Genomic DNA, 12040 nt, shown 5'->3' with positions numbered 1-12040 from the left:
ACCCGACGCGACAGCCGGGTACTCACCCTGCCCGATACATGCGCAACAAGCCGAAACGGCCCGCCAAATGAACCGACGGACCGTCACGAAAGATCGAGGTTAGGGCCTTCGGTATCTCGGAGCGATCGGAACAGGGTCGTCGAAGCACCTCGATGCGGGCTGATGCGATTCAACGCAGATCCGCGTATCGCCAGGGAACGGGAACAACTCCGGAACGGAAATCCGCACCCCATTGATTTCTATCCGCTCGCGCGAACCGTGCGGGTCGAACTGGATTCGTCAGTGCGGTGACCAGAACTGTCGCCATTGGACCCGACGGCCCCTGGGGCGCCGGCCCCACCTGGGACGAGCAAGTGCCCGCGCCGGCGGGCGTAGGGTTCAAGTGATCAAACCCCGGTGCGAGCGAACTGGTGGCCATCCCCGTGACAGCATCACTGGTGGGCAGGAAGATCTTGTCTCTCGAAGCGGGATCTGTCTACACCTGGGAAACCGCGGAAGGGGTCACCGGAAACATTCTGATCGACCCCGAGGAATCAGTCGCCCGCCTCTGTACACCGGAGGGACTGACTCTCGGCGACATGCTCCTCGACAAAAACGTCGGGAATGTGGAAGACCCCCACCCGGACCCGGAACTCCGCATCGCCTTCCTCGTCGTGGCGGCGGCGATCTTCCAGGAGGCGCAGCGGCAGGGGCGACTGCCTGACAAGATCACGCGCACCTACTGGTAGGCGCCACGTCACGACTGCCTTCGATTTGAGGGATGTGCCTCGTAAGAGCGGCGCGAGGCCTGCGCAGCGGAACCCGGCAACGACTCCGACCGGCAAGTCGGACGATCTTCGCGATGCGCAGGACTCGATGGGCGTGACGGCATCCGAGATCCGGAAAGCCGCATCCCACGCGCTGCCCTGTGCTTCGCCGAAGGCGCCGACGTGTGCATCCTCGTGTGCGAAACCGCAGGCCGAAACGTCGGCCGTGCCCGCGCTACGAATGAGCACCGGCGTTGTCCAGTTAACCTGCGCAGGTAAACTGGACAATCTGAGCTGACGATTTTAGGGTGAGGGCCATGACTGACCACCCTGGACCGTCGCCGTCCGCCGTCCGAGCCTCGCAGGAGGTGCGGGGGGTCATCGGGCGTCTGCGGCGTCGCATCCGCGCCGCCGGAGGCGCCGAGGACATCAGCCTCACCCAGGCGTCGGTGCTGGCCCGCCTGATGGACAACGAAGGGCTCACGACCAGCGACCTCGCCTCCGTCGAGGGCATGCGTCACCAGTCGATGGCGAGCACGGTCGCCGCTCTGGCCGGGCTTGGTCTTGTCGAGCGACGCCGCGATCCCGCAGACGGTCGGCGACTGCTGATCGCGCTCACCGCCGAGGGGCGCCGGCGGGCCGAGGAGGGCAGGCAGGCCCGGGGCGAATGGCTGGCCGCCGAACTGCAGAAGAAGTGCACCGAAGAGGAGCGGCAGACCGTGATCGCGGCCATGGCCGTGCTGGAGCGACTCGTCCATGACTGACCGGATGACCGCGGCGCGCGGCGACACCCGGAAGGCAGGCTTCGACCGCCGGCTCGTCCCCCCGATGATGCTCGGCTCGGTCCTGAACCCGATCAACTCCACCATCGTCGCTGTCGCGCTCGTGCCGATCGGCGCCGCCTTCGGGGCGCCGCCGTCGCAGACGGCCTGGCTGGTCTCCGCCCTCTATCTGGCCACCGCCCTCGGGCAGCCGATCGTCGGCCGGCTGATCGACATATTCGGCCCGCGCCGCCTCTTCCTCCTCAGCACGAGCCTCGTCGGCGTCGCCGGCGTCGTCGGTACCCTCGCTCCCGACCTCGGGGTCCTGATCGCGGCACGGGTCCTGCTCGGCTTCGGAACGTGTGCCGGCTATCCCGCCGCCATGGCACTGCTGCGCAGTGAGGCCAAGCGGACCGGCCAGGACAGTCCCGCGGGCGTACTGACCGCGCTGGCGGTCGCCAACCAGACCATCGCCGTGATCGGCCCCCTGCTCGGTGGGCTGCTGATCGGGCTGGGCGGTTGGCGGGCCACCTTCGCGCTCAACATCCCCCTGGCCGCGGTCGCGGTCGCTCTTGGCATGCTGCGGCTGCCCAAGCAACCGGCCACGGACGCGGCGGCCCGGAGTAGGCCGGCCGCACGGATCGACCTGCCGGGCATGGGTCTGTTCGCGGCCATGCTGATCTCGCTGCTGCTGTTCCTGATGAACTTGCACGCCGGCAGCTGGTACCTCCCGGTGATCACCGTCGCCGCCGGAGCAGCCTTCGCCGTGCGGGAGTTGCGCGCCGGGACGCCGTTCATCGACCTGAGGGTGCTGGGCGGTAACATCCCGCTGCTGGCCACCTACGGAAGGGCACTGGTGGCCTATGTCGTCTCCTATGCCTTCCTCTACGGCTTCACCCAGTGGACGGAAGAGGGCTACGGGCTCTCGCCCCTTCACGCGGGCCTTGTGCAGATACCGATGTTCCTCGTGGGGATCGCCGTCTCCGTCACCGTCGGCCGGCGCAACGGAGTCCTCGGGAAACTCCTGTTCGGCGCCGTCGGCCAGATCGCCGCCTGTGTCCTGATGCTGACCCTCACCGCGGACAGTCCCGTGTGGATGCTCGTCGCCCTTGCCGTCGTCTTCGGTGTGCCCCAGGGGTCCAACAGCCTGGCCCTGCAGAACTCCGTGTACTTTCAGGCCGATCCGGAGCGCATCGGATCCTCCGCCGGCCTGCTGCGGACCTTCGCCTACCTGGGCTCGATGATCGCGTCGTCGGCGACGGCCGCGTCCTTCGGGCAGCATGCGAGCACCTCCGGAATGCACCACCTCGCCTGGGTCATGCTCGGTGCCGGAGTCCTGTATCTCCTCGTCTCCGTCTTCGACCGCAGTCTGAGACGCCTCTCGGCCGACCCGGCCGAAGCCGCCGGCAAGGCATAGCCCTTCTGTGCGGGTGAACCCGCACAGCCGTCCCCGCGCAGGCCCGGCACCCTTCAGGCCGGATGTTGTTCCCGGCGCCGGGGCCCACTCATGACCGCGCGGGGCGGCGTGTGCCTCGAACACCCATCTCGCAAGTCAGCTCCCGTCATTGAAAGGCCGATCATGTCGCGTACCGCCCTGCTGTCCATGGACCTTCAGGTCAACCATCTCGCCCACGTTCCCGTCGACTACCTGCCGACGGCCGTCCGGGCCCTGGAAACGGCCCGCGCCGCGCGGCTCCCCGTCATCCACGTCGTTCTCCAGCTCCGGCCCGGTCATGTCGACGTCCACCCGCGTAACAAGATCTTCGGCTCCCTGCCGACCCATCTGTTCACGGCCGACGACCCCGGTGCCTCCATCCACCCCGACGTCGCTCCTCGCGGCGACGAGATCGTGGTGTACAAGAACCGCGTCAGCGCCTTCGCGGGCAACAACCTTCAGCAGATCCTCGCCGCACAGGACATCGATCACCTCGTCCTCGCGGGCATCGCGACCGGTGGCATCGTCCTGTCCACCGCCCTGCAGGCGGCCGACCTGGACCACCGCGTCACCGTCCTGTCCGACGCCTGTGCCGACCCGGACCCCGACCTGCACGCCAACCTGATGACCAAGGTCTTCAACCGTCGCGGCGATGTCCTCACGACGAAGGAGTGGGCAGACGCCCTGACGACCGACGCCTGACGCGGCCTCGGGAACCGAACGCTGCGGAGGGACCGTTCGTCCGGCAGCGGCCATGGCTCTCGCGGTGGGCGGACCTTGGCGTACCGCACCGGTCGAGGCCCTGGACGCAACCAGTGACCGGGGGCCCGTCCGTCGGACGAGCCCCCGGAGCCGGACCCCGCCCCTGGCCGTGGAACCGGTGAGTACGGTGACGCTGGTGCGCCGGCGCCAACCCGGCGAGCCTTCGTGGTCACAGCACTAGACGTGAGAGACGGGCGCGCGAGTCACCAGCTGCTCTTCGTCACCCCGGGCAGCTCGCCCGCGTGGGCCATCTCGCGAAAACGGACGCGGGAGAGGCCGAAGGTGCGCAGATGGCCGCGGGGACGGCCGTCGACGGAGTCGCGGTTGCGCAGGCGGGTGGCGCTGGCGTCGCGCGGCTGCCGCCGCAATTCCCGCTGAGCGGCGGCGCGTTCGCCGTCGGATGTTCGCGGGGACATGATGATCGCCTTCAGTACCGCGCGGCGCGCCGCGTAGCGCGCCACGACAAGACGTCGCTGCTCATTTTTCGCGATCTTGCTCTTCTTCGCCATCAGACCTTTCCTCCCCGGGCGCGGACACGGGCCACGGCGGCCTCGATACCGATCTTGTCCACCGTCTTGATGCCCTTGGCCGCCAGGGTGAGCCGGACATGGCGGCCTTCACTGGGCAGCCAGTAACGCTTGCGCTGCACATTGGGGTCGAAGCGGCGCTTGCTGCGCCGGTGCGAGTGCGAGATGTGATGGCCGAAGCCGGGCTGTCGGCCAGTGAGTTGGCAGTGTGCGGACATGTCTCCTCCTCATGCACGGCCGTGGCCGTCCGTGCGGTTCTGCGGGTGCCGCGTACTGCGGTTGCCACGTGATGTGGCCGTGACGTGGTGCGCGGCAGCGAGGCGAGCAGAGTAGCAGCTAGATGAAAATGAAAACCAACACCATGTATGGTGCCGTCCATGGCCCGAAACGAACTGCGCCCGATCATCAAGCTGAGATCCACCGCCGGCACCGGATACACCTACGTGACCCGCAAGAACCGCCGTAACAACCCCGACCGGCTGACGCTGCGCAAGTACGACCCGCTCGTCGGCCGTCACGTCGACTTCCGTGAGGAGCGCTGACAAGCGTGAAACCCGGAATCCACCCCGCGTACCGCCCGGTCGTCTTCCGCGACCGCGCTGGCGAATTCGCCTTCCTCACCCGGTCGACGGCCACCAGTGACAAGACGGTCGAATGGGAGGACGGCAGCACCTACCCGGTCATCGACGTCGAGATCTCCTCGGCGAGTCACCCCTTCTACACCGGCACCCAGCGGGTCGTGGACACCGCGGGACGCGTCGAGCGCTTCGAGCGGCGCTACGGGCGAGGGCGGAGCGAGCAGTGAGCGAGGACCAGCCGCGGCTGCCCGTCGTCATCGTCGCCGGGTTGCACGCCGACGCCCGCCGGACCGCGGTGGAGGAGATCCTGCGCACGATCCCCGGCTCGGTCGCGCTCCACCACGACCTGACGCCGCCGTCGACGGCGCGGTGCACCGCAGCGTCCGTGACGCGGTCCGGCTGCTGGACAGCGGAGACACCCCCTTGGTCAACGACTGCCCGTGCTGCGCGCTGCGGGAGGACCTCGTACCCGAACTGCGGCGACTCGCGGTGGCAGGCAGGCACCGGCTGGCAGTCGTGGAACTGTGGGACTCCGTCGAGCCCCAGTCCATGGCCGGGGTCATCGCCGCCGCGGACGCGCCGCTGGTGCTGACCGGGGTGGCCACCGCCGTCGACCCGGCACTCGTGCTGCCGTACTTGTCCAACAGTGACGACCTGGCCGACGTCGGCCTCGCCGCCGCGCCGAGCGACCGGCGCACCGTTGCCGACACTTCGCCCGGCAGCTGGAGTACCCCACGGTGATCGCACTCGCCGAGGACGCCCCGCACGGGACGGAGGGGCAAGCCGCAGACGACGGTGACCGAGCCCTGCTGGACCAACTGACACCGGGTGCACGGAAGGTGAGCGTGGGGCGCGGCGCCCTGGGGTTCGCTCTGCTGAGGGGATTCGACGTGGCCGCGGCCGCCGCACGCCAGCACTGTGCGTGCGCGCTGTTGCCCCAGGAGTGCGACGAGCACGGTGTGAGCACCGTCGTCTGGCGGCGCGAACGGCCCCTGCATCCTCAGCGCCTCTACGCGGCGCTGGGGGAGCTGACCTGTGCCGCGGCCCGCAGCCGTGGCCGGTTCTGGCTCGCGGACCGTCCCGACGCACTGCTGTCCTGGGATGCCGCGGGCGGTGCGCTGTGCGTGGAGGCGGCGGGGCCCTGGCTGGCCGCGCTGCCCGATGCCGCTTGGGAGCTGGTGCCCGCCGAGCGCCGGCTCGCCGCCTCCCTCGACTGGCACCCCGAACACGGCGACCGCTGCCAGTACCTGACGTTCACCTCGCCCGGTCTCGACGGGGGAGGCCTGTTGGCCCTGCTCGACTCGTGCCTGCTCACCGACGGCGAGTTCGCGGCGGGCAGAGAGGGCTGGATGCAACTCCCGTCCGCCTTCGACGACTTCCTCGACCCGGTCACCTGAGCCGCGGATCGGCCGGGGCGCCACAGGGCGGGTGATGAGCACGGGCCCTCCATGAGTCTCCGCCTCCGCGTGCGCGGGGAGGAGGCGGCAGCGTCCCCAACCCTCCTGAGGTGGCCCATCGATGGTGGCGATGCCGCGTGGAGGGTGCGAACGTGAAGATCGCGCAGGTGCCGGGGGTCGAGGCCGGCGCTTGGCGGCCGCGAGGCGTGAGGCTCGGGTGACGGTGGGCAGGGTCCGTCACCCGAGCCGAAACCTCCTTTCGCGCCCCGAAATTGCGGGTCACGACACTTCGTCCGGACTGCGTCGGTTCGGTCGTCGCGCAGACCCCGCTCGGGGCCGACCGGTCGTGCGCGGACCTTGCCAATGCTTGACGATCCCTTCCGCGAACGTTCAACCGACCATCACTGCTGGACGTTGTGTGCTGCACCTAAGGTCCTTGAGGCTTTCGAAAGAAGGGACTCATGGACACACTCCTCGCGGTCCGGGCTCGCGGGATCGGCAAGTCCTTCGGCGACGTGGTCGCACTAGACGGGATCGATCTGGATGTGACGCAAGGTCAGATCCACGGTCTGGTGGGACCGAACGGCGCCGGCAAGACGACATTGCTCGGCCTCCTGCTGGGTCTGGCCGTCGCTGACAGCGGCCGCCTCGAGATCCTGGGTACACCGGTCGGGCGGGCACTCGACGCCCCAGACGGTGTCGCCGGCTTCGTGGACGGCCCCGGTCTCTACCCCTCGCTCACCGCCCGGCAGAACCTCGCCGCGCTGGCCGCCCTGCGTGGCCGCGACGAAGGGGCGTCGGTGATCGGCGACGCGCTCGACCAGGTCGGGCTCACCGACGTCGCCGACGACCGGGTTCGCGGCTTCTCCCTCGGCATGCGCCAGCGGCTGGGGCTCGCCGCCGCCCTGCTCACCAAGCCTCGGTTGCTCGTCCTCGACGAGCCCTCCAACGGCCTCGACCCGGCAGGCAAGAAGCACGTGCACGGTGTGCTCTCCCGGCTCGCGGCGGACGGCACCAGCGTCGTGCTCTCGAGCCACCGCATGGACGACCTCGAGGCACTGTGCTCCGAAGTCACCATCATCGCCACCGGACGGGTCGTCTTCACCGGTCCGCTCAGCAAGCTTGCCGCCGAGAACCGTGAACTCGACTACCGGCTGCAGACCTCCGACCCCGAGGGCGCCCGCCGACTCGCGGACGACACTGCCGGGATCGGCGTCATCGACGGCGCCATGACACGGCAGGACACCGGGATGCTCGTCGTGCGCGCGCTCGTGCCCGCCCTCGACGAACTGGTGTCGGGCCTTGTGTACGCGGGCATCGCGGTGCGCGAGCTCGCCCCGGTGGTGTCGCCGCTCGAGGCCGCGTTCCTCGCCCTGACCGAGCAGCAGGAGGCCGACCGATGACCGCGACCATCGCGGCGGTGGACAACGTTGCCAGTGCACGCCGGGTGTCGGTGCCGCGCGGGTACCGATTCGAGCTGGTCAAACTGGTTTCGCAATGGCGGATCCGCTTGCTGGTCCTCGCCTGCTGGATCGCGCCGGCGCTCTTCGTCGCCGCCGTCGGCCAGCAGAGCACACTGCCCGTCGACACCCTCTTCGGCCGATGGATGCTCGCCACGGGCTGGGCCGGGCCCCTGGTCATGCTCGGTTTCGCGGGCACCTGGGCGCTCCCGCTGCTGACCTCGGTGGTCGCCGGCGACGTCTTCGCGTCCGAGGACCGGCTCGGCACCTGGCGCCACCTGCTCGTGGCGGTCCGGTCGCCCCGGCGGATCTTCGTCTCGAAGGCACTGGCGAGCCTCACCGTCATCCTGCTCCTCGTGGCCGGAATGGCGGTCTCCAGCACGATCGGCGGTCTCCTGGCGGTCGGCAACCAGCCGCTGGTCGGCCTGGACGGCCACCTGTTGGCACCCGGGGACACCAGCGTCAGGGTGCTGCTCGCCTGGGTCTGCGCACTCGCACCCACCCTGGCCCTCGCCGCGATCGGACTGCTCGGATCGGTCTCGCTGGGGCGTTCCCCGATGGGTCTGCTGCTGCCCGCGATCGTCGCGCTCGCGATGCAGCTGGCGCAGATGCTGCCGCTGCCCGTGTCCGTGCGCCTCGCCCTGCCCAGCTACGCCTTCATCTCCTGGAACGGCCTGTTCACCACCCCGGAACAGCTGGGCCCGCTGCTGATCGGTGTTGTGGTCAGCCTGGTGTGGGCCGTGCTCGCCACGGTTCTGGCCTATGTGCTTTTCGTGCGCCGCGACTTCACCAACGTCAACTACGACGGCTCGGGGCGCCGCGCGATCACCATCGGGCTCCTGCCGCTCGTCGGCCTGGTCGTGGTGACGGTGCCGACCGTCGCGGTGTCGACCGGGGCCACGGGTTCCGGGATCGACCAGGACAAGGTGCAGCGCTCGGTCGCCACGGCCTTCGCCCACCTCTACCGCGTCCAGACCAAGCAGCTCAACCGACCCGACGTCACCGAAGCGCAGTTGAAGGCATCGGCGACCTGCGACAAGGGCTCCTCCCGTGTCGCCCCCGAGGGGCCGGGCAACGACTGGCGTTGCGTCGTGTCCTGGCACCTGCCCGGCATCAAGGCCGCAGGGTCGGCCATCTACCAACTCGACATCACCGCGGACGGGCGGTTCATGGCCGATGGCGATGGACCGAAGGAAGTCAACGGCTACTTCCTGGTGCGCACCCCCGAAGGGGATGCGCCCAACCCGCTCTGGCAGTTCGACGGCAATGTCGAACTGCTTCCCACCTCGAAGGGATAACTCGATGCAGGTAACACGGCAGCGTCGGATCAACGATAAGGCGCAGCTCAGCCTTTTCGGTAGACGCGTCGGTCGCCGTACCTCTCTGGTCACGGTGGGCATCGGCGTCGTTCTCGCCGTCACGGGCACCGCAGTCGCCCAGACGAAGCAGTTCGGCACCGACCAGGTCGGCCAGACCACCGCCAACGGCCAGGTCATCTCCAGCGACCAGTACATCGCCCCGTACGGCAGCCGTACCGTCATCAACGACGGCAAGATCATGTCGTCCTCGGTCAGCCCGGACGGCACCCACCTCGCTGCCGCGGTCACCGACGGCGACGCGGCGCTGGTCATCATGGACCTCAGCACCGGGCAGGTGAAGCAGCGCGTCGGCACCAACGCGGCGGACGACCTGCGCATCTCGAACAGCTCGGTCGGCCAGGAGGGCCCGACGTACTCGCCCGACGGCTCGCAGCTGTGGCTGGGCCAGACCGACGGCTACACCAAGTTCACCGTGAACGCGGACGGCACCCTCTCCGCCCCGAAGACCGTCTCGATCCCGGCCGACGGCTCCAAGCACGCCCTGGTCGGCGCGGCGGTGTTCTCCGCCGACGGCTCCACCGTGTACTCCGCGATCAACGGCCAGAACCGGGTGGTCGCCATCGACGCGGCCACCGGGACCATCAAGCAGAGCTGGGCGGTGGGCAACGCTCCCCGCGGCATGGCCATGGTCGGCAACAGGCTCTACGTCAGCAACGAGGGTGGACGTCCGGCCAAGGCCGGCGACACCACCATCAACTCCTACGGCACCCAGGTGCCGGCCGACCCGGACACCGGTGCCACCACCACCGGCACGGTCAGCGTCATCGACCTGGCGGACCCGTCCGCCACCGTGGGGAGCATCGGCGTCGGCCTGCACCCGACCGCCGTGTACGCCAAGAACGGCGTGGTGTTCGTCACCAACACCGCCGACAACAACGTGTCGGTCATCGACACCCGCAAGAACAAGGTCGTGCAGACCATCGCCACCCAGCCGTGGCCGGAGGCCTCGGTGGGCTACGAGCCCGACGCGGTGACGCTCACCGACGACGGGCACCTGCTGGTGACGCTGGGCCGCGCCAACGCGGTCGCCGTCTACCGGTACAAGTCCGCGCAGGAGCCCGCCAGTTACGTCGGCCTGCTCCCGACGGACTACTTCCCCTCGGAGATCACCACCGTGGGCAAGAAGGTGGTCGTCTCCAACACCCGTGGCATCGACGCCCTCCGCCCCACCAACAGCGCCGGGCACGGCACCCACGACACCACGTCGAGCCTGACGCAGTTCACGCTGCCCTACGACAGCGTCATCAGGTCCCAGACGGCCAAGGTCTTCAAGCAGAACGGCTGGACCGGCGGCTCCGTCACGGTGGCCAAGGGCAAGGGCAACAAGAAGGCGGTGCCGGTCCCCACGCGACTCGGTGACGCGTCGACGATCAAGCACGTCTTCCTGATCGTCAAGGAGAACCGGACCTACGACCAGGTCTTCGGTGACATGCCGCAGGGCAACGGCGACCCGTCGCTGGCGCAGTTCGGCGAGAACGTGACGCCGAACCAGCACGCGCTGGCCGAGCAGTTCGGGCTGTACGACAACACGTACGACATCGGCACGAACTCCGCCGAGGGCCACAACTGGCTGATGCAGGCCGACGACCCGGAGTACACCGAGTCCTCGGCGGGCGAGTACCAGCGCAGCTACGACACCGAGAACGACGCTCTCGGTCACCAGAAGTCCGGCTTCATCTGGTCCGGCGCCCAGGCGGCCGGCAAGTCGGTCAAGGACTACGGCGAGTTCCAGTCGATCGAGAGCAAGCCGGCCGGCGCGACCTGGCAGAACCTGTACTGCGACACCAAGAACATGCAGGCGACCGGCCAGAAGACCGCCTACCCCATTGAGACGGGCTCGGCGATCCCGTCGCTCAACAAGGTGTCGGTGCCCGGCTTCCCGCTGTTCGACACCAGCGTCCCGGACATCTACAAGGAGCAGATCTGGGAGCAGGACTTCGAGAAGAACGGTCCTGCGAACCTGAACATGTTCTGGCTGTCCAACGACCACACCGGTGGCCCGGCGAACGCGGCCGCTCAGGTCGCGGACAACGACCTCGCGGTCGGCCGGATGGTCGACAAGATCTCGCACAGCAAGTACTGGAAGGACTCGGCGATCTTCGTCGTCGAGGACGACTCCCAGGCCGGCCTCGACCACGTCGACGGCCACCGTGCCCCGATCCAGATCATCAGCCCCTGGGCGCAGCGGGGTACCGTCGACAACCGGTACTACTCGCAGATCACGATGATCCGCACCATCGAGCAGATCCTCGGGATCCACCCGATGAACCAGAAGGACAGCGCGGCCACCCCCATGGCCACGGCGTTCACCAAGAAGCCGAACTACACGCCGTTCACCACGCTGCCCAACCGGACCTCGCTGACCCTGGGCCTGAGCACCCAGCCCACCTGCGGCCCGGACACCCCGGCCCCGCAGGACGCCAAGGCGGCGCCCGCACCGACGTCGGCGAAGGTGCCGGCCGACAAGCAGGCGCTCGCGGACAAGTGGGACACCTGGAAGTCCACGCAGCGCCTGACCGGGCCCAACGCCATAGCCGACTACGCCAACCCGGCGCAGATGGACCACTTCACGTGGTACCAGACGCACAACTGGAAGACGCCCTACCCCGGCGAGAACAAGATCTACACGCCGAACGACGTACCGGGCGCCTACATCCCGTCGGCGGAGAACGACGGCTGACATAGCCCGATCCCGTCAGAGGGTCCCCGACCGGCGTCAACACCGGCGGGGACCCTCTGCCGTGGGCGTGTCATTCGGGCCTCCCGCCCGGCCAGGCCTGCGCATCGCACGGTGCCGCCTTCGGGTGTCGCGCGCGTCGGTACTCCGGCCCCGGAAGTCGCGGCTGGAAGGACCGGGCTCGGCGACCGTGAGGCAGCTGTGGTCGCTGCGCTCAGGGCGACACGCAGGTCTCTGACCTGGCCCGGTACGGCGTCATGCGGCTGTTACTCACTTTCGGGTGACGCCCGGGAAACGGGTGGGGTGGCGGACCCTGTC

Annotated in this window: 11 protein-coding genes and 1 pseudogene; 10 read left to right on the top strand and 2 right to left on the bottom strand. The window is 68.9% G+C overall.

Annotated elements, in window-relative coordinates; genetic code table 11:
- The first annotated feature begins 422 nt into the window (after positions 1-422).
- From ADL25_RS03360 to ADL25_RS03345, 4 genes are all read left to right on the top strand, one after another.
- Complete coding sequence (locus tag ADL25_RS03360; RefSeq protein ID WP_159044866.1) at positions 423-728, top strand: hypothetical protein; 306 nt, start codon at positions 423-425, stop codon at positions 726-728.
- Positions 729-1063: 335 nt separating this feature from the next.
- Positions 1064-1510, top strand: a complete 447-nt coding sequence (locus ADL25_RS03355; RefSeq protein WP_059126094.1) for a MarR family winged helix-turn-helix transcriptional regulator — start codon at positions 1064-1066, stop codon at positions 1508-1510.
- Complete coding sequence (locus ADL25_RS03350; RefSeq protein ID WP_059126093.1) at positions 1503-2924, top strand: MFS transporter; 1422 nt, start codon at positions 1503-1505, stop codon at positions 2922-2924. Before ADL25_RS03355 ends, ADL25_RS03350 begins: the two co-directional genes overlap by 8 nt.
- Positions 2925-3086: 162 nt before the next feature.
- Positions 3087-3644, top strand: a complete 558-nt coding sequence (locus tag ADL25_RS03345) for a cysteine hydrolase family protein (protein ID WP_059126092.1) — start codon at positions 3087-3089, stop codon at positions 3642-3644.
- Between the two features lie 263 nt (positions 3645-3907).
- On the opposite strand, the gene rpsN is transcribed toward ADL25_RS03345, so the two are convergent.
- Together rpsN and rpmB are read right to left on the bottom strand one after the other, a co-directional pair.
- Positions 3908-4213 carry a 30S ribosomal protein S14 gene (rpsN, locus tag ADL25_RS03340; RefSeq protein ID WP_059126091.1) on the bottom strand — a complete coding sequence of 102 codons (306 nt, stop codon included), beginning with the start codon at positions 4211-4213 and terminating at the stop codon, positions 3908-3910.
- Positions 4213-4449, bottom strand: a complete 237-nt coding sequence (gene rpmB, locus ADL25_RS03335) for a 50S ribosomal protein L28 (RefSeq protein ID WP_059126090.1) — start codon at positions 4447-4449, stop codon at positions 4213-4215. Before rpmB ends, rpsN begins: the two co-directional genes overlap by 1 nt.
- Positions 4450-4608: 159 nt before the next feature.
- On the opposite strand from rpmB, the gene rpmG reads away from it, so the two are divergent.
- The 6 genes and pseudogenes from rpmG (at position 4609) to ADL25_RS03305 (ending at position 11725) form a co-directional block, all read left to right on the top strand.
- The gene (gene rpmG, locus ADL25_RS03330; protein ID WP_059126096.1) at positions 4609-4773 is read left to right on the top strand and encodes a 50S ribosomal protein L33; all 165 of its coding nucleotides are present in this window, start codon (positions 4609-4611) and stop codon (positions 4771-4773) included.
- Positions 4774-4778: 5 nt separating this feature from the next.
- Positions 4779-5036, top strand: coding sequence for a type B 50S ribosomal protein L31 (locus ADL25_RS03325; protein WP_059126089.1), 258 nt, complete (start codon positions 4779-4781; stop codon positions 5034-5036).
- Positions 5033-6206 (top strand): annotated as a pseudogene (locus tag ADL25_RS03320) (GTP-binding protein). The gene ADL25_RS03325 and the pseudogene ADL25_RS03320 overlap by 4 nt, the downstream one beginning before the upstream one ends.
- A gap of 461 nt (positions 6207-6667) precedes the next feature.
- Positions 6668-7609 (top strand): ABC transporter ATP-binding protein, encoded by a 942-nt coding sequence (locus ADL25_RS03315; RefSeq protein ID WP_059126088.1) that lies wholly within the window; start codon positions 6668-6670, stop codon positions 7607-7609.
- Complete coding sequence (locus ADL25_RS03310; RefSeq protein ID WP_059126087.1) at positions 7606-8964, top strand: ABC transporter permease; 1359 nt, start codon at positions 7606-7608, stop codon at positions 8962-8964. The genes ADL25_RS03315 and ADL25_RS03310 overlap by 4 nt, the downstream gene beginning before the upstream one ends.
- Before the next feature lie 4 nt (positions 8965-8968).
- A complete protein-coding gene (locus ADL25_RS03305; protein WP_059126086.1) occupies positions 8969-11725 on the top strand; it encodes an alkaline phosphatase family protein in 2757 nt (918 codons plus the stop codon).
- Positions 11726-12040: the final 315 nt, after the last annotated feature.

Origin of the sequence: Streptomyces sp. NRRL F-5122 (genome assembly GCF_001507435.1) — a bacterium.
GTDB classification, from domain to species: Bacteria; Actinomycetota; Actinomycetes; order Streptomycetales; family Streptomycetaceae; genus Streptomyces; species Streptomyces lannensis.
The sequence above is the reverse complement of the archived record's forward strand: the minus strand, read 5'-3'. Positions and strand labels throughout refer to the sequence as shown.